This is a genomic window from Streptomyces sp. NPDC004542, from assembly GCF_040610035.1.
Classification (GTDB): Bacteria; Actinomycetota; Actinomycetes; order Streptomycetales; family Streptomycetaceae; genus Streptomyces.
The window spans coordinates 24,151-41,105 of the sequence record NZ_JBEXLP010000068.1 but is presented as its reverse complement, the minus strand read 5'-3'; the positions used below and the strand labels follow the sequence as shown (position 1 = coordinate 41,105).

Sequence of the window (16,955 nt, the reverse complement as noted above, 5' to 3'; positions counted from 1 at the left end):
ACCGGCGGGCGCGGACGCCCGGCGGGTCGCACGGCGACGCGGACGCGCGGCGGGCGCGGCCTCCTCCACGGCGGCCGGAGCCTCGGCGATCTCCGCCTCGGCGGCCACCTTCTCCTCGACCTCGTCGACGTCGGCGGCCGGTACGGCCGGCGCGGTGACCTCGGCCGGGGTGTCGGCCCCGGCGGGCGGACCCGCGGGGCGGGAAGCGGCACGGCGCCGACGGCGCGGCGGCAGGGTGTCGCTGGGGCTGTTGAGTTCGGAACCCTCGGTGGGTTCGGTCGGTTCGAGCATGCGGGCGTTTCTCCCGTCAGGCCCCCGGGCGCCGCGCCTGGTCCGGCGTCGATCTCGTCGACCGCCGTTGACGTCCGCGGCTCGCGCGGTGCGCGGTGCCGCCGTCCGCGGCACGGTCGCCGCACGGGAGCTCTCTGTGTCCTGTCTCGCCGGTTCCGTATGCCTTGTCGCGTACGGCCTGGCGAAAGTCTTCTGTGTCGGTGCGCTGCCCGACCCAGGTGGCTCCCGAGTACGAGGGCTGCGCTACGACGTCCGTCCCTACGCGGGACCTTCCGTCACCGGCGCTGTCGCGGCGGCAGCGGGAACGGCCGTTGTGAGGGCCTCCGCCGCCTCGCGGTCGGGCGCGAGCGGGTCGGTCACCGTGCCGGTCTCTTCATCGAGCAGCCCCTGCGCCAGCCTGGTCACCGCTGCGGGGACCGGCGGCGCCAGGTCGGCCACGGCGCGGAGACCGGACAGGACGTCGTCGGGTCGTACGGCAGGCGTCACGTGCCGAACAACCAGCCGCAGTATCGCACAGGGCTGGTCGCTCGGCCTATCGGCCTGCTGACTCTGTGTTGTCGCTCTCTCCAGGCTCTCCAGGTTCACGACCGCGGGTCGAGCGTCGAAGGTGCGGACGCCGTTCTTGGTCATGCGCTGGACCTCGACGGCACCGGCCCCGTTGAAGGCCGCCACCGCCCGCCCGGCTTCGGCCGGGTCGACGCCGTCCAGCCTGAGCTCCCACACGGAAGCCGTCAGCCGGTCGGCGAGTCCCGACGTCCGCGCCTCGACCGCGTCGACGATGTCGAGCCCGAGGGGCAGCGACTCGTCGAGGAGGACGCGCAGCGTCTTTGGATCGCGGTGCTCGACGAGAGCGATCTCCAGGTACTCCGCCTCACTGCCCGTGCCGGTGGGTGCGGCATTGGCGTACGACACCTTCGGGTGCGGCGTGAACCCGGCCGAGTACGCCATCGGCACCTCGGCACGGCGCAACGCACGCTCGAAGGCGCGCTGGAAGTCACGGTGGCTGGTGAACCGGAGGCGGCCGCGCTTGGTGTAGCGCAGTCGGATGCGCTGCACCGCGGGTGCGGGCGGCGGGCCTTCGGGCTGTCGCTTGCCCAGTGTCCTAGTCCTTCGTGAGAGCGGTGGTACTGCCACCAAGAGTACGTGCCGCGGGCGCCGTGGGTTCCCGCCGGTCCCCCGGCCCGGGTCGCCGGGGTTCACCGAAGAGCATCCGGCGGACGTCGGCACGCGCCTGCCGGACGGTCTCCCGGGCGGTGTCCAGCGTCTGCCGGACGGCCCGTCCCGCGGCCCGCGCGGCCTCGGCGGCGGGCCGCAGCAGCAGGTCCCGCACGACGTGCCCGACCGGAGTGAGGACGGTCCGGTACACCCGTCGCGCCGGTTCCACGAGGATCCACCGCAACAGCGTCCCCAGGCCCCGCCCGACGGCGCGCGAGACATGCCCCGCGACCCGCCAGGCGTGCCCGAGCGCGGCCCCGGCCTCCCGTCCGACGACGGCGAGGACCCGGCCGGCCGGCACGAGCACCCGGCGCCACAGGGCGAGCGCGGGCAGGACCAGCAGGACCCGGGCGGTCCAGTACAGGACGGTGCCGACACCGGCGGCGAGCAGGCCCAGCACCCGCACGACGGGCCTGAGCACCCACAGCACGGCGTGCCCGGCCGGCGTGAGCACGCGCGCGTACACCCACGCCAGGGCGTGTCCGAGAGGCGTGAGGAGGTACCGGTACAGCCGGCCCAGCGGGACCACGACCAGCGCGTACAGCAGCCGTCCGGCCGCCCTGCCGACCGGCGCCAGGCCGTACCGCCACAGGAACCGTCCGGCCGCCGCCAGCGCGTCCCAGGCCATCCGCACCGGTACGACGAGTACGAGCGCGACGATCCGCAGCGGGATCCGCACGGCGATCACGAGGCAGCCCTCGGCACGTTCGGGCGGGGGCTGCGGCGCGCGCGGGTCCGTGCCCGTGCCACCGGCCATCAGCCGACGACCTGGACGGCCGTTCCCGTCGTGGCGAAGTCCCACATCGCCTTGCCGTCCGTCGCACGCTCCCGGACGGCGCCGGTCCGCAGGCCGGGGGCGGGCGACGGCGAGGAGCCGTCCACGGCGTTGGAGAAGGCGTTGGCGGTGCCGAAGTACACGGCGTTCTCTATCCGCACGCCGTCGCTGCCGACCCCGGTCTCACGGCGGAACGTCACACGGAAGGCACCCTTGGCCGGCGCCACCGTCCCCGGCCAGACGCCGAACGTCCGCTGGACCTTCCCGTCGGCCCCGACCAGCCACACCCGCTGCTGCCCCAGCGAGTACACCACGCGGCGTCCCGTTCCGGAGTCGGCGGGCACCTTGTACTGCGGGGGCTTGGGCGCGGCGGAGCGGGACGCCTTCACACTCGGCTCCGGAGAGGCGCCGCCGGCCAGTCCCCCGTCCGGAATCCCGTTCCGCGCTTGCTGGGACAGCGCGAACACCACGGCGAGCGCCGTGACCAACAGCCCGGTTATCCAGGCACCCGCGGGCACCTTACGCCTCGACACTGGACCAGTCTCCCCACACGCCCCATACGGACCTCCCCGACGTCGGCCCTCCGTGTCGGTAGATTATCCGCGCGATTGGGGTGGGAGACGAACCGCCGGCCGCCGTCGACGTCGTACGTGCTACATCGCCCGCCTTGCCCCCGCCGGGCGGGCAGCGTGGCGCGCGGTTTCCTCCCCCGATCGTCACGCCCTGGGCGGTTCGCCGCTTCTCCCGGCCGCCGACGGCCTCACCCGTGCCGGGTGAGGCGCCCCCGTGCTTGACGTGCGCAAGCTGATCCGAGCAGCGGTGACAAGGAGAGAGACCATGGCCGCGACACACCACGCACGCCCGATATCGGCCAAGCAGCACTGGGCAGCCGGTCTGATGATGTTCGGCGCCGTCATGCTGGCGATCGTCGGGGTGCTCGACATCTTCCGGGGCATCATGGGCATCGCCCAGGACAGAGTCTTCATCACGACGTCCGGATACGTCTTCCAGTACAACCTCACCGGCTGGGGCTGGGTCCACCTCGTTCTCGGGGTGGTGGCCTTCGTGGTCAGCCTGGGCCTGTTCCAGGCGGCGACCTGGGCGCGGATCGCCGGCGTGGTGATCGCCGGGTTCCTCATCATCGCCAACTTCCTCTCCCTGCCCTACTACCCGGTGTGGTCCACCCTGGCGATCGCCATCTCGGGACTCGTCATCTGGGCGCTGTGCGTAGTGCGGCCCGAGAAGCCCCAGGCCGCGTGACAGGAGCCGGCTCGAGGGTCACGGGCCGTCCGTCGGCAGCAGGTCCTGCTCGGACTTGCTTGCAACGCCGGGACGCTCACCTCCGCAACAGCGCGGGATCCGCTCGTGGCACGAACCGCTCCGGGCCGCGCGGCCGCCGCGCCCGGCGGGCTCTCGAAACCGTCGGCGCCGTCGCACCGGCCGGTCAGGCCCGGGAGGCCGGATCGCGCGGCGCGCGAAGGGCGAGCACCGCCATGTCGTCGTGCCCGTCACTGGGGTGCTCGTCGATCAGCGCGTCGACGAGGTCGGCCAGCGGCAGGTCCGCGCGGGCCGCGGCGATGGCGGCCAGGCGCCGCAGGCCCTCTTCCAGCGAGTGGTCGCGGTGTTCGACGAGCCCGTCGGTGAACAGGACCAGCGTGGCCTTCTCCGGCAGGGGATGGGTGTGGTTGTGACGCCGGGGGGTGCTGTCGACGCCGAGGGGAAGGTCGGGTGCGGCGGGCAGGAAGCGGGCCCGGTGGTCGGGGGTGATCACCAGAGGCGGGGGGTGGCCCGCGGTGCTCCAGCGCAGCATCCAGCCGGCCGACGGCGCGGGTTCGATGCGGGCGAGGCACGCGGTGGTCACGGGGTACTCCGTGATGGCCTGAAGGGTCCGGTCGAGGTGCGTGAGGACGGCGCCGGGAGAGGTACGGCGGTCGTACAGCAGGGCGCGCAGCATGTTGCGGGTCTCGGCCATGGCGGCGGCCGCGTGGAGGTCGTGTCCCACGACATCGCCGATGACGGCGGCACAGGCCCGGTCGGGAACCAGCAGGGCGTCGTACCAGTCCCCGCCGACATGATCGGGCGTGACGGCGGCCCGGTAGCCCGCCGCGGCGCCGAAGGGCTCCAGGTGGGAGGGCAGGCGCGGCAGCAGGAGCCGCTGGAAGCGCTCCGCGTCCCGCCGGAGCTGCTCGAACAGGCGAGCGTCGTCGATGGCCAGGGCCGCCGCACCGGCCAGTGCGACGAGCAGGCTCTCGTCGCGGGCGTCGAAGGGGCGCCCGTCACGCCGCTCGGAAAGGTACAGGTCCCCGTAGATCCTCCCCCGGATGATGATCGGGGCGCCCAGCAGGGTGCGCATGGGCGGATGACCGGGCGGGAGGCCCGCCGAGTCCGGGTGGTCGGCGATGCCGTCGACGCGCAGCGGCGCCGGATGGGTGATCAGATGCCCGAGCAGACCGCGGCCGCGGGGAAGCTCCACCCCGGCCAGGTCGGCCCTCTCCCGCTCCGACAGGCCCGCGGGGAGGAACAGATCGAGGTTCCGCCCCGTCTCGTCCAGTACGCCGAGCGCGCCGTAACGGGCACCGACCAGTTCCATGGCGGTGGAAGTGATCAGCTCCAGCAGGTCGGACAGCCCCACCTCGCGGCTCAGGACGGCCTCGTACAGGTCGTGCAACTCGTCCTGGGCCCGGGCCAGCGCCCTGAGCTGCTCGGCGATCCGTTCCAGCTCGACACCCAGGCGGAGCCGAGGCGCGGACGGCGGCTCGGGTTCTCGACTGTGCTCGCTCATGGTGGCCGCCCGATGCTAGGCCGTGCGCCTCAGACGCCCATTCTCCTCCACCGCCCCGCCGAGCGCCTCACCCGCCTCCGTGCGCGTGACCGCTCGAAGCGGGTGCCGGCGCGGCGTTCTTCACCGTCAGGGGCAGCAGCTTCTTGCCGGTGGGGCCGATTTGTATGGTTGTGTCCATGGCAGGGCACACCCCGCAGTCGAAGCAAGGCGTCCAGCGGCAGTCCTCGACCTCCGTCTCGTCGAGGGCGTCCTGCCAGTCCTCCCAGAGCCAGTCCTTGTCGAGGCCGGAGTCGAGGTGGTCCCAGGGGAGGACCTCCTCGTAGGCGCGCTCGCGGGTGGTGTACCAGTCGACGTCGACGCCGTGCGGGGCGAGGGCCTTGTCGGCGCAGGCCATCCAGCGGTCGTAGGAGAAGTGCTCGCGCCAGCCGTCGAAGCGGCCGCCGTCCTCGTAGACGGCGCGGATGACGCCGCCGATGCGGCGGTCGCCGCGGGACAGGAGGCCCTCGACGATGCCGGGCTTGCCGTCGTGGTAGCGGAAGCCGATCGAGCGGCCGTACTTCTTGTCGCCGCGGATCTTGTCGCGGAGCTTCTCCAGGCGGGCGTCCGTCTCCTCCGCGGAGAGCTGCGGGGCCCACTGGAACGGCGTGTGGGGCTTGGGGACGAAGCCGCCGATCGAGACCGTGCAGCGGATGTCGTTGGAGCGGGAGACCTCGCGGCCCTTGGCGATCACGTTCATCGCCATGTCGGCGATCTGCAGGACGTCCTCGTCGGTCTCCGTGGGCAGGCCGCACATGAAGTACAGCTTCACCTGGCGCCAGCCGTTGCCGTAGGCGGTGGCGACGGTCCGGATCAGGTCCTCTTCCGAGACCATCTTGTTGATGACCTTGCGCATGCGCTCCGAGCCGCCCTCGGGGGCGAAGGTGAGGCCCGAGCGGCGGCCGTTGCGCGTCAGCTCGTTCGCCAGGTCCACGTTGAAGGCGTCCACGCGGGTGGAAGGGAGCGAGAGGCCGATCTTGTCCTCCTCGTAGCGGTCCGCCAGGCCCCTGGCGATGTCGCCGATCTCCGAGTGGTCCGCGGAGGAGAGGGAGAGGAGGCCGACCTCTTCGAAGCCGGTCGCCTTCAGGCCCTTGTCGACCATGTCGCCGATGCCGGTGATCGAGCGCTCGCGGACCGGGCGGGTGATCATGCCCGCCTGGCAGAAGCGGCAGCCGCGCGTGCAGCCGCGGAAGATCTCCACCGACATGCGCTCGTGGACGGTCTCCGCGAGGGGGACCAGCGGCTGCTTGGGGTAGGGCCACTCGTCCAGGTCCATGACCGTGTGCTTGGACACACGCCACGGCACGCCCGACGTGTTGGGGACGACGCGGGCGATGCGGCCGTCGGGGAGGTACTCGACGTCGTAGAAGGCCGGGATGTACACCCCGCCGGTCTTCGCCAGGCGGAAGAGGACCTCCTCGCGGCCGCCGGGGCGGCCCTCCGCCTTCCACTCCTTGATGATCCGCGTCATGTCGAGCACGGCCTGCTCGCCGTCGCCGATGACCGCCGCGTCGATGAAGTCGGCGATCGGCTCCGGGTTGAAGGCCGCGTGGCCGCCGGCCAGGACGATCGGGTCGTCGACCGTGCGGTACTTGGACTCCAGCGGGATGCCGGCGAGGTCGAGGGCCGTGAGCATGTTCGTGTAGCCCAGCTCGGTGGAGAAGCTGAGGCCGAAGACGTCGAAGGCCTTCACCGGGCGGTGGCTGTCCACCGTGAACTGGGGGACGCCGTGCTCCCGCATCAGCGCCTCCAGGTCCGGCCACACGCTGTACGTGCGCTCGGCGAGGACGCCCTCCTGCTCGTTGAGGACCTCGTAGAGGATCATGACGCCCTGGTTGGGCAGGCCGACCTCGTACGCGTCCGGGTACATGAGCGCCCAGCGGACGTCACAGCTGTCCCAGGGCTTGACGGTCGAGTTGAGCTCACCGCCTACGTACTGGATCGGCTTCTGCACATGCGGGAGCAGGGCCTCGAGCTGTGGGAAGACCGACTCGACAGACATCGCGGGGGTTACCTTCGTGAGCTGACTGGGGGCACCCCCGGCCCGGAGGCTGGGGTGACCATCTAGCCTAACGCGGCCGGAGACCTCCCCCGTACGCCCGGAGAGACGGCCGGAGAGACAGCCGGGAAGACGGCCAGGGAAGCCGCCGGACGAAGCGGTCGGCGCGGCTCAGACGGACGCCCGCGACCGCGCCTTCTTCCAGACCTGCGGCAGCTCCTCCTCCACCGCCGCCGCACGGCGCTCCTCGTGCCCGTAGAGCAGTCCGTAGGTGAACGTGTTCTCCCCCGCCGCGTGCGCCACGGCGGACAGCTCGCGCAGGGCCAGGCGGGCCATGACGCTGTCCTGGTGGTCGCCGAGCAGCTGGGTCAGGGACTTCATGGACGTGGCCAGGGCGGCGGCCGGGTGGCCGAGGGCCGGGGTGGCCGCCTCCGCCGCGTAGCGGGTGCGCTTGGCCTTCTTGCGGGCCTCGTGCAGGGCGACGTCGCGGTCGTGGCCGGGCGGCGTGTCGATCGCCTGCTCGACGAGGCCGGAGACGCGGCGGTATTCCTCGCGGACGGCCTTGGCGAGCGCCTTGGACGGCTTCCTCCCGGCCGCCTTCCGCAGCGGCGGGTCGGTGAACAGGGCGTCCAGGGCGTCGAGCAGGCCGAGGTAGCGCAGGGAGTCCAGGACACCGGTCAGATGCGGGCGGGATCCGCCGCGCCGTCCCTCCGCCCGTGCGTGCAGCCGGCCGGCGACGGGGCCGTCGACCAGCGTGTCCGGCAGCGCGTCGAGGTCCGCCGTCAGGCGCTCGGCCAGCACCTCCCGGTCGCGGTCCACGCCCAGCTCGCCCGCCAGCCATTTCAGCTCCGCGCCGATCGGCTCGGTGACGGCCCGGTCGAACAGGGCGCGGTAGGCGCGCAGCGCGCTGCGGGCCCGGCGGGTGGCGACCCGCATCTGGTGGACGGAGTCCTCGACGCCCCTGCGTACGGCCGGGTCGAGTGCGACGATCGTGTCGCGCTGGGTGCGGACGTAGGCGAGGACGTGGTCGCCCGCGGTGACGGGCTGGGCGCCCTCCCGCCGGCCATCGCCTCTACGGCCCTTCTTTCCCTTCGGGGCGGTCTCCGTCAGCGCCCGGGCCAGTTTCGACGGCGACGCGGACGGTCGTACGCCGGCCTTGCGCAGCCGCTTGTCCACCAGGTCGAGGAAGGCCGGGTCCCCGCCGTCGGCGAGCTCCACCTCGATCTCGGTCCACTGGGCCAGGCCGCCCTTGCCGGTGAGCCGCTCGGCGGTCACGGCGTCCACGCTGGCCTCGGCGAGCAGCCGGCCGTCGGCGTCGAGGAGGTGGCGTACGTCGCGTACGGAACGCAGCCGGACCACGGGGCGCAGCTCGGCGTCGCGGACGCGGGAGCGGAGCAGGGCGGTGAGGTCGTCCGGGGCCGTGTCGGACAGGGGTGCCCGGATCTCGTCGCGCACTCCCGGGGCCACCGGGAGCTTGAGGTGCCAGCCCGCGTCGGATCCGCCGGTGCGGCGGCGCAGGGTGACACCAGTGGCGGCGAGGCGTTCGTCGGGTGTGTCGTAGTAGGTGGCGTCCAGTTCCACGACGCCCTTGTCGAGGACGGCCGTCACCGCGCCGACGCCGGTCAGGTCGGGCAGCCCACTGTCGTCGGACTCGTACTTGCGTTCTATCTCCCGCTTCGTATCCGCCATGGACCGAATCTAGCCCCGATACGCCCGGGTACGCCCTCCTGCCGGGACATCCGTCGTGCGGGCATCGGTCGTACGGGCACCGGTCACGCGGGCACCGGTCACGCGGACATCGGTCGTACGGGCACCGGTCACGCGGACATCGGCCGTTGCACCCGGATCGACTGCAGGAGCCCCACCGCCAGCCACACCGCGAACATCGACGTTCCGCCGTAGGAGACGAACGGCAGCGGCAGGCCGGTGACCGGCATGATGCCCAGGGTCATGCCGATGTTCTCGAAGGCCTGGAAGGCGAACCAGGCCACGATCCCGGCGGCCACGATCGTGCCGTACAGCTCGGTCGAGTCCCGGGCGATGCGGCAGGCACGCCAGAGGACGACGCCCAGCAGCAGGATGATCAGGCCCGCGCCGAGGAAGCCGAGTTCCTCGCCCGCGACGGTGAAGACGAAGTCGGTCTGCTGCTCGGGCACGAACTGGCCGGTGGTCTGCGAGCCGTGGAAGAGGCCCGCGCCGGTCAGGCCGCCGGAGCCGATCGCGATGCGGGCCTGGTTGGTGTTGTAGCCGACCCCGGCCGGGTCGAGGTCGGGGTTGGCGAAGGCGGCGAAGCGGTTGATCTGGTACTCGTCCAGGATGTGCAGCTGCCAGACCGCGATGGCGCCCAGCGCGCCCGCGCCGAGCAGGCCGAACACCCATCGGTTGGAGGCGCCGGAGGCGAGCAGCACACCCAGGACGATCACTACCATGACCATGACGGATCCGAGGTCGGGCATGAGCAGCACGATCAGGATCGGTACGGCGGCCAGGCCGAGGGACTGCACGACCGTGCGGTGGTCGGGGTACTTCTTGTCGCCGGCGTCGACGCGGGCCGCGAGCAGCATCGCCATGCCGAGGATGATCGTGATCTTCACGAACTCCGAGGGCTGGAGCGAGAAGCCGCCGCCGAACACGATCCAGGAGTGGGCGCCGTTGACGGTCGAGCCGAGCGGGGTGAGCACCAGCAGGATGCCGAGGAGGGAGAGGCCGTAGAGGATCGGCACGACGTTGCGCAGGGTGCGGTGACCGAGCCAGATCGTGGCGATCATCAGGGCGAGCCCGATGCCGGTGTTCATCAGGTGCCGGATCAGGAAGTAGTAGGGGTCGCCCTGGTTGATCTCGGTGCGGTTGCGGGTCGCGGAGTAGACCAGCAGCGAGCCGATCATCGACAGGGCGAGGCCCGCGAGCAGTATCGGCCAGTCGAGCCGCCGGGTCATCGAGTCACGGGCGAGGAGCCGGGTCCAGCCGGCCCGTCGGGGGCCGTACCCGGAGACGGAGAAGCTGTTGGCGCCGGTCATGCGGGCATCCTCCGGCTTCCCCGCTTGCGCGGTCGCCTGCGTGTGTTGCGGTTGCCGGTCCCGGGCGAGGCGGTGGTCGCCGCGGGCTGGGACTCGTCGGGGGCGGGCGAGCCGGACGGGGTGGCCTGGACGTCCTTGGCGGGGTCACCGGAGATCTTCGGGGCGGCGATCGTGCCGTCCGTGCGGACCTTCGGCAGGCTCTTCTGCGGGGTGGGCAGCAGCGCCTTGTTCTTGTCGACCGAGCCGTCGGCCTGGACGCCGTAGAGCGCGCTGTAGATGTTGCGCACGGCCTCACCGGAGGCGCCGGAACCCGTACCGGCCTGGGCGATGGTCATGATGACCGTGTAGTCCTTGGAGTACGTGGCCAGCCAGGACGTGGTCTGCTTGCCGTAGACCTCGGCGGTACCGGTCTTCGCGTGCAGGGCGATCTTGTCCTGGGGCCAGCCGCCGAACTTCCAGGCGGCGGTACCGCGGGTGATGACGCCCGCGAAGGCCTCGTTCATGCCCTTGAGGGTGGCCTGGCTGACCGGCAGCTTGCCGGTCTTCCTGGGCTTGATCTCCTGGACGCTCTTGCCGTCGGGGCTGATGACCGCCTTGCCGATGGTCGGCTGGTACATGGTGCCACCGTTGGCCACGGCGCCGTAGATGACGGCCTCCTGGATCGGGGTGACGAGTGTGTCGCCCTGGCCGATGGAGTAGTTGATCTCGTCACCCTCGCGCATCTTGTTGCCCTCGAGGCAGTTCTCGTACGCGATCTTCTCCACGTACGAGCCGTCCTTCTTGCCGGTCTTGCACCAGGCGTCCTTGTTGGCCTTCCAGTAGTCCTGCTTCCACTGGCGGTCGGGGACACGGCCGGTGACCTCGTTGGGCAGGTCGATGCCGGTCTCCTTACCGAGGCCGAACTGGTGGGCGGTCTTGAAGAAGTAGTCCTTGGGCTGGCCCTTCTTGGGGTTGATGCCGCCGTCCTTCTTCCACTCCCGGTCGGCGAGGCCGTAGAAGACGGTGTCGCAGGAGACCTCGAGGGCGCGGCCGAGCGAGATGTCGCCGAAGTTCTCGCCCTCGAAGTTCTTGAAGACCTGGCCGCCCACCGAGTACGAGCTGGTGCACGGGTAGCCGCCGTCCCACGGGTAGCCGGCCTGGACCGCGGCGGCCGTGGAGACCACCTTGAAGGTCGAGCCGGGTGCGGCCTGACCCTGTATGGCCCTGTTGAGCAGCGGGTAGTCGGAGTTCTTGCCGGTGAGGGCCTTGTAGTCCTTGGCGGAGATGCCGCCGACCCAGACGTTGGGGTCGTAGGTCGGGGCGGACGCCATGGCGACGATCCGGCCGGTCTTGGCCTCCATCACGACGACGGCGCCGGAGTCGGCCTTGTAGTTCTCGCCGGTGATCTTGTCGAACTGCTGGCGGGCGACCTTCATGGCCGTGTCCAGCTCGTACTCGGCGACCCGCTGGACCCGGGAGTCGATGCTGGTGACGAGGTTGGCGCCGGGCTCGGCGGCGTCGGACTCGGCCTTGCCGATGACGCGGCCGAGGTTGTCGACCTCGTAGCGGGTGACGCCGGCCTTGCCGCGCAGCTCCTTGTCGTACTGGCGTTCCAGGCCGCTGCGGCCGACCATGTCCGAGCGGAGGAAGGGCGAGTCGGTGTCCTTGGCCTGCTGGATCTCGTCGTCGGTGACCGGCGAGAGGTAGCCGAGGACCTGCGCGGTGTTGGCCTTGCCGGGGGCGGCGTAGCGGCGCACGGCCTCGGGCTCGGCGGTGATGCCGGGGAAGTCCTCGGCGCGCTCGCGGATCTGCAGGGCCTGTTTGGCGGTGGCCTCGTCGGTGATCGGGATCGGCTGGTACGGGGAGCCGTTCCAGCAGGGCTGCGGGGTCTTGGCGTCGCACAGCCGAACCTTCTGCATGACCTCCTCGGGGTCGATGCCGAGGACCCCGGCCAGCTTGGTGAGGACCGCCTTGCCGTCGTCCTTCTGCTTCAGCAGGTCGGTGCGGGAGGCGGAGACCACGAGCCGGGTCTCGTTGTCGGCCAGCGCCACGCCCCGCGCGTCCAGGATCGAGCCGCGCACGGCGGGCTGGACGACCTGCTGGACGTGGTTGCCGGAAGCTTCCTTCTGGTACTCGGCGCCCTCCCGGATCTGGAGGTACCACAGGCGGCCGCCGAGGGTGCCGAGCAGGGAGAGGACGAGGATCTGGATGACGACGAGCCGGATCTGGACCCGTGGGGTCCGTCCGGTCTCGGGAATATTGGTCACTGCGGCTGCCTCCCCCTCTCAGTGTGTGGATGTGTCATATACGACGAAGCTGTGCGCGTCCGGGCGTGGTGCCCGGGTCCGGACGGCCGTCAGCTGTGCCGCGGTCACCTGTGCCGCGGTCACCTGTTGTGTCATCACAGCCGCTTGACCCCCTTGATGCGGCTCACGCGCGCGGCGCGGGTGCGGGTCCTGGCCTTCAGGCCGCCGAGACCGCCGCGCTGGCCGCCGATGCGCAGTCCGGTGCCGGAGGAGAGCCAGCCGGAGGAGATGTCGGTGGCCCTGGCCGCGGAACCGGCCTCCGCGAGCGGGTCGTTGTCGGCGCGGCGGGCCAGGGCGATGATGCCGGGGACCACGAACGGCGCGAGGAGCAGGTCGTACACGGCGGCGGTGGTCAGCAGGCCGGCGAGGCCGACGTGACGGGCGGCGGTGTCGCCGACGAGGGCGCCGACCCCGGCGTACAGCAGCGTCGAGCCGATCGCGGCGGCGACCACGACGACCATCGGGCCGGTGGCCGACTTCAGGCGGCCGTTCTCGGGCTTGATGAGCCCGGCGAAGTAGCCGATGACGCACAGCACCAGCGCGTAGCGGCCGGCGGCGTGGTCGGCGGGCGGGGCGAGGTCGGCGAGGAGTCCCGCGCCGAAGCCGACGAGGGCGCCGCCGACGTGGCCGTAGACGATCGCCAGGCCCAGCACGGTGAGCAGCAGCAGGTCGGGCACCGCGCCCGGGAGGTGGAGGCGGGCGAGGACACTGACCTGGACGACCAGGGCGACGACGACCAGCGCGGTGGAGAGCAGGATCCGGTTGAGGCGCATGGGACTTCGAGCTCCTACTGCTGCTGCTGGTCGTTGGCGGTCGCGTCGGAGGACGGGGTGACCGTCACGGTCACCGTCGGTGTCGGGGTCGGCTTGGGCTTGGGCGGCAGCACCTCGTCACGCGGGTCCTTCTTCGGGGCCTCGACGACGACACCCACGATGTCCAGCTTGCTGAAGCCGACGAACGGGGTGACGGAGAGGGTGCGGGTCAGGCCGCCGCCGGAGGGGTCGACGCGGGAGACGATGCCCACCGGGACACCGGGCACGAACGGCTTGTCCGCCTGGGAGCCGAAGGTGACGAGCCGGTCGCCCTTCTTCACCTCCGCCTTGCCGTTGAGGAGTTCGACGCGCAGCGGGCGGTCGCCCTGCCCGGAGGCGAAGCCGAGTTCGTCGCTGCCCTCCATCCGGGTGCCGACGGTGAAGTCGGGGTCGTTGGCGAGCAGCACGGTGGAGGTGTTCGGGCCGACGGTGGTGACGCGGCCGACCAGGCCGTCCCCGTTGAGCACGGTCATGTCCCGCTTGATGCCGTCGTCGGCGCCGACGTCGATGGTGACGGTCCAGGAGAAGCCCTGGGCCGAGCCTATGGCGATGACCTCGGCACCCTTGATGCCGTACTGCCCCTCGCCGGCGATCTTCAGCATCTTGTCGAGCTGCCCCAGGCGGCTGCGGTTGCGGTCGCTGCTGCCGAGCTTCGCCTTGAGGGCCGCGTTCTCCTTCTCCAGCCGGGCGAGGCGGTCGTGCCGTTCACCGGAGTCACGGACGGCGGTGACGGCGTTGCCGACCGGGTCCACCACCGACGACACCCCGTTCTCGATCGGGCCGAAGGCCGCGGCCGCGGCCTGCCGGGCGCCGTCGACCGGGGAGTTCTGGCCGCCGCGGATGTCCACCGTGATCAGTGCGAACGCGATGGCGATCAGCAGCACCAGGAGCAGCCGGCTCTCTTTCGTGTCCCTCACGTGCGGCGGCCGTGCCCTTCGTCGTAGGAATGTCTGGGAGCTTGGGAGTACATGCCTCTATATCAACGATCCGCCGCACGAGAGGAGATCATCTCGTACGGCGGAATCGAAGAGTTGCGTCATCTGCGCGGCTGGGCGTCCAGCACCTGCTGGAGCGCCTCGAACTCCTCGACGCACTTGCCCGAGCCGAGCGCCACGCTGTCCAGCGGGTCCTCCGCGATGTGGATGGGCATGCCGGTCTCGCGGCGCAGCCGCTCGTCGAGGCCGCGCAGCAGGGCGCCGCCGCCGGTGAGCACGATCCCCCGGTCCATGATGTCGCCGGACAGCTCCGGCGGGCACTTGTCCAGGGTCGTCTTCACGGCGTCGACGATCGCGTTGACGGGCTCCTCGATCGCCTTGCGCACTTCGGCGGCGGAGATGACGACGGTCTTGGGCAGCCCGGAGACGAGGTCCCGGCCGCGGATCTCGGTGTGCTCGTCGGTGTCGAGTTCGTACGCCGAACCGATCGTGATCTTGATCTGCTCGGCCGTCCGCTCACCCAGCAGGAGGCTGTACTCCTTCTTGATGTGCTGGATGATCGCGTTGTCCAGTTCGTCGCCCGCGACGCGGATGGACTGGGCGGTGACGATGCCGCCGAGCGAGATGACCGCGACCTCGGTGGTGCCGCCGCCGATGTCCACCACCATGTTGCCGGTCGCCTCGTGCACCGGCAGGCCGGAGCCGATGGCAGCCGCCATGGGCTCCTCGATGATGTGCACCTGGCGGGCGCCCGCCTGGGACGACGCCTCGATGACGGCGCGGCGCTCGACCCCGGTGATGCCGGACGGCACGCAGACGACCACGCGCGGCCTCGCGAGGTACCTCCGCTTGTGGATCTTCAGGATGAAGTAGCGGAGCATGCGCTCGGTGATCTCGAAGTCGGCGATGACGCCGTCCTTCAGCGGACGCACGGCGACGATGTTGCCCGGGGTCCGACCGATCATCTTCTTCGCTTCGGCCCCGACCGCGAGGATGCCGCCGGTGTTCGTGTTGATCGCGACGACGGACGGCTCGTTGAGTACGATCCCGCGACCCCTGACGTACACCAGCGTGTTGGCGGTCCCGAGGTCGACAGCCATGTCACGGCCGATGAACGACATTGAGTTCCCCATCAGGATTCGTCTGGCCTTCCCACGAGCTTTTGAGGGCTTTTCAGGACGGCGAGGTGGGTGCTGTGACGTGAAGGCTTCCATCGTAAACGCGCCTGCACGAACACTGCGCGAGGGTCTTCGCCATTGTCAGCAGATGGGCGAGCGCCTCGCTTGTGGAGACGGCCCAACGGGGGCACGCGTTCCCCCGATCGGCACGCATATGCCGAGCGACGGCAGAAAAGGTACTGGCGTCGCAGCTCAGCGGGCGGATCGAGATGACGAACCCTCAGAAAAATCCTTGGAAACTTCGCTTCGGGGAGGACGGCTCACCGACGAGCCACCCCTGCGCAACCGGACGGCACCCGACATCACCCGAATGCCTCAACCGACAACGCGACGGCTCTGCGGGACCCGGCCGAACCGGGCGCGCACGGTGAGAGTCACGCCGCACGAGCGGGCCTGCCGGGACAGGACGCGGGTTGGGTCCGCCCCCGTTGGCCACCGCGCCCCGCGGAACCCCCGTCAAGGCCCAGGCAGGGATCAGGCAGGGATCAGGTCGGCTTCGGGACCGAAATTCCCGGACGCGGAGCACACCGGGAGCGGGGGCCCGGCCCAGGCACTGCGCCCCGGAACGGGCCGGAACGGGTCGGCGATGGGCGAGGCACGGCCCGGGCAGTCCGAGCCCGGCCCCGACCGAACGCCGGGCCCGGCCGGCCCCCGGCGGGATTCAGGCAGGCGCCGGGCGACCTCGGGCTTCCCGGACGCGGAGCGGCCCGGACGCCGGGACGCGAGGGGCCGGGCCAGGCGTTCCACCCCGGCCCCGGCGAACACCGCACCCCGCCCGGCCCCCGGCAGGGGTCACGCGTGGGCCGGGAAGAAGATCTTCATCTCGCGGTTCGCCGACTCCTCGGAGTCGGAGGCGTGGATCAGGTTCTCGCGCACGATGACGCCGTAGTCACCGCGGATCGAGCCGGGCGCCGCGGCGATCGGGTCGGTGGGGCCGGCCAGGGCGCGCACGCCCTCGATGACCCGCTCACCCTCGACGATCATGGCCACGACCGGGCCGGAGGCCATGAACTCCACCAGCGGCTCGTAGAAGGGCTTGCCCTGGTGCTCGCCGTAGTGCTGCTCCAGGGTGTCCTGGTCCAGCGTGCGCAGCTCCAGCGCGGTGATCTGCCAGCCGGCCTTGCGCTCGATACGGCTGATGATCTCGCCGGTCAGGCCGCGACGGACGGCGTCGGGCTTGAGCAGGACGAGGGTGCGCTGGGTCACGGGAGGGCTCCTTCTGACTGACGTGTGCGGTGGGACGAGGTTACAAGGTCGCGCCCTGCGGTCGTTACGCAGCGTCAGCTGTGGTCGGGCTCTCCGCCTGCCCCGCGAATCTCGCCTTCGCCTCGTCCACCTTCCGCCCGAAATGCACCGACGCCCACCACAGCGCCGCGAACACCACACCCAGGACGAACATCATCGGGACGAAGAACCCGGAGGCGACCAGCGCGATCTGCAGGGCCCAGCCGAGGACCACGCCCCCGGGCCGGTTCACCGTGCCGCACAGCGCCACGCTCAGCACCATGGCGAGGCCGCACACGATCCACACGGTCGACGTGGACAGGCTCTGGTCCTTCATCGCCACCAGCCCCGCGAAGCCGATGATGAAGAACTCCCCGATCAAGGTCGAAGAACAGAGCGTACGCAT

The 16,955-nt window shown here is 71.2% G+C and carries 15 protein-coding genes; 1 reads left to right on the top strand and 14 read right to left on the bottom strand.

Translation table 11 applies throughout. The features are described 5' to 3' along the window. The 4 genes from ABZX30_RS28355 to ABZX30_RS28340 form a co-directional block, all read right to left on the bottom strand. The coding region (locus ABZX30_RS28355) for a hypothetical protein (protein WP_355938323.1) at positions 1-291 on the bottom strand (291 nt) is incomplete at its 3' end. Positions 292-549: 258 nt separating this feature from the next. Next, positions 550-1,347, bottom strand: coding sequence for a TIGR03936 family radical SAM-associated protein (locus ABZX30_RS28350; RefSeq protein ID WP_355938321.1), 798 nt, complete (start codon positions 1,345-1,347; stop codon positions 550-552). Positions 1,348-1,393: 46 nt separating this feature from the next. Continuing rightward, positions 1,394-2,263: a hypothetical protein gene (locus ABZX30_RS28345; RefSeq protein ID WP_355938319.1), complete on the bottom strand. Its 870-nt coding sequence runs from the start codon at positions 2,261-2,263 to the stop codon at positions 1,394-1,396. Then, positions 2,263-2,814 (bottom strand): hypothetical protein, encoded by a 552-nt coding sequence (locus ABZX30_RS28340; RefSeq protein ID WP_355938317.1) that lies wholly within the window; start codon positions 2,812-2,814, stop codon positions 2,263-2,265. Before ABZX30_RS28340 ends, ABZX30_RS28345 begins: the two co-directional genes overlap by 1 nt. A gap of 304 nt (positions 2,815-3,118) precedes the next feature. Here ABZX30_RS28340 and ABZX30_RS28335 point away from each other — a divergent pair, with 304 nt between their 5' ends. After that, a complete protein-coding gene (locus ABZX30_RS28335) occupies positions 3,119-3,541 on the top strand; it encodes a hypothetical protein (protein WP_355938315.1) in 423 nt (140 codons plus the stop codon). Between the two features lie 184 nt (positions 3,542-3,725). Here the strand turns inward: ABZX30_RS28335 and ABZX30_RS28330 are convergent, their stop codons facing one another. From ABZX30_RS28330 to ABZX30_RS28285, 10 genes are all read right to left on the bottom strand, one after another. After that, complete coding sequence (locus ABZX30_RS28330) at positions 3,726-5,063, bottom strand: GAF domain-containing SpoIIE family protein phosphatase (RefSeq protein ID WP_355938313.1); 1,338 nt, start codon at positions 5,061-5,063, stop codon at positions 3,726-3,728. Positions 5,064-5,130: 67 nt separating this feature from the next. Then, complete coding sequence (locus tag ABZX30_RS28325; RefSeq protein WP_355938312.1) at positions 5,131-7,101, bottom strand: TIGR03960 family B12-binding radical SAM protein; 1,971 nt, start codon at positions 7,099-7,101, stop codon at positions 5,131-5,133. 168 nt (positions 7,102-7,269) lie between these two features. Further along, on the bottom strand, positions 7,270-8,787 hold the full coding sequence (locus ABZX30_RS28320; protein WP_355938310.1) for a CYTH and CHAD domain-containing protein: 1,518 nt from the start codon (positions 8,785-8,787) through the stop codon (positions 7,270-7,272). A 128-nt stretch (positions 8,788-8,915) separates the two neighbouring features. Next, on the bottom strand, positions 8,916-10,115 hold the full coding sequence (gene rodA / locus ABZX30_RS28315) for a rod shape-determining protein RodA (protein WP_355938308.1): 1,200 nt from the start codon (positions 10,113-10,115) through the stop codon (positions 8,916-8,918). Then, positions 10,112-12,361, bottom strand: a complete 2,250-nt coding sequence (gene mrdA / locus ABZX30_RS28310) for a penicillin-binding protein 2 (protein WP_355938306.1) — start codon at positions 12,359-12,361, stop codon at positions 10,112-10,114. Before mrdA ends, rodA begins: the two co-directional genes overlap by 4 nt. A 134-nt stretch (positions 12,362-12,495) precedes the next feature. Then, positions 12,496-13,173 carry a rod shape-determining protein MreD gene (mreD, locus tag ABZX30_RS28305; protein WP_355938304.1) on the bottom strand — a complete coding sequence of 226 codons (678 nt, stop codon included), beginning with the start codon at positions 13,171-13,173 and terminating at the stop codon, positions 12,496-12,498. A 14-nt stretch (positions 13,174-13,187) separates the two neighbouring features. Continuing rightward, positions 13,188-14,129, bottom strand: a complete 942-nt coding sequence (mreC, locus tag ABZX30_RS28300) for a rod shape-determining protein MreC (protein ID WP_355938302.1) — start codon at positions 14,127-14,129, stop codon at positions 13,188-13,190. A gap of 119 nt (positions 14,130-14,248) precedes the next feature. Further along, positions 14,249-15,268 carry a rod shape-determining protein gene (locus ABZX30_RS28295; protein WP_132851700.1) on the bottom strand — a complete coding sequence of 340 codons (1,020 nt, stop codon included), beginning with the start codon at positions 15,266-15,268 and terminating at the stop codon, positions 14,249-14,251. Positions 15,269-16,117: 849 nt separating this feature from the next. Next, positions 16,118-16,531, bottom strand: a complete 414-nt coding sequence (ndk, locus tag ABZX30_RS28290; RefSeq protein ID WP_355938300.1) for a nucleoside-diphosphate kinase — start codon at positions 16,529-16,531, stop codon at positions 16,118-16,120. 64 nt (positions 16,532-16,595) lie between these two features. Further along, the gene (locus ABZX30_RS28285; RefSeq protein ID WP_355938298.1) at positions 16,596-16,955 is read right to left on the bottom strand and encodes a DUF4233 domain-containing protein; all 360 of its coding nucleotides are present in this window, start codon (positions 16,953-16,955) and stop codon (positions 16,596-16,598) included.

Excerpts from the sequence above, each read along its gene's own strand:
- ABZX30_RS28330 (WP_355938313.1), bottom strand. The coding sequence starts at position 5,063 with ATGAGCGAGCACAGTCGAGAACCCGAGCCGCCGTCCGCGCCTCGGCTC.
- ABZX30_RS28285 (WP_355938298.1), bottom strand. The coding sequence starts at position 16,955 with ATGCGTACGCTCTGTTCTTCGACCTTGATCGGGGAGTTCTTCATCATC.
- rodA (WP_355938308.1), bottom strand. The coding sequence starts at position 10,115 with ATGACCGGCGCCAACAGCTTCTCCGTCTCCGGGTACGGCCCCCGACGG.
- ABZX30_RS28345 (WP_355938319.1), bottom strand. The coding sequence starts at position 2,263 with ATGGCCGGTGGCACGGGCACGGACCCGCGCGCGCCGCAGCCCCCGCCC.
- mreD (WP_355938304.1), bottom strand. The coding sequence starts at position 13,173 with ATGCGCCTCAACCGGATCCTGCTCTCCACCGCGCTGGTCGTCGTCGCC.
- ABZX30_RS28295 (WP_132851700.1), bottom strand. The coding sequence starts at position 15,268 with ATGTCGTTCATCGGCCGTGACATGGCTGTCGACCTCGGGACCGCCAAC.
- ABZX30_RS28335 (WP_355938315.1), top strand. The coding sequence starts at position 3,119 with ATGGCCGCGACACACCACGCACGCCCGATATCGGCCAAGCAGCACTGG.
- ABZX30_RS28320 (WP_355938310.1), bottom strand. The coding sequence starts at position 8,787 with ATGGCGGATACGAAGCGGGAGATAGAACGCAAGTACGAGTCCGACGAC.
- ABZX30_RS28325 (WP_355938312.1), bottom strand. The coding sequence starts at position 7,101 with ATGTCTGTCGAGTCGGTCTTCCCACAGCTCGAGGCCCTGCTCCCGCAT.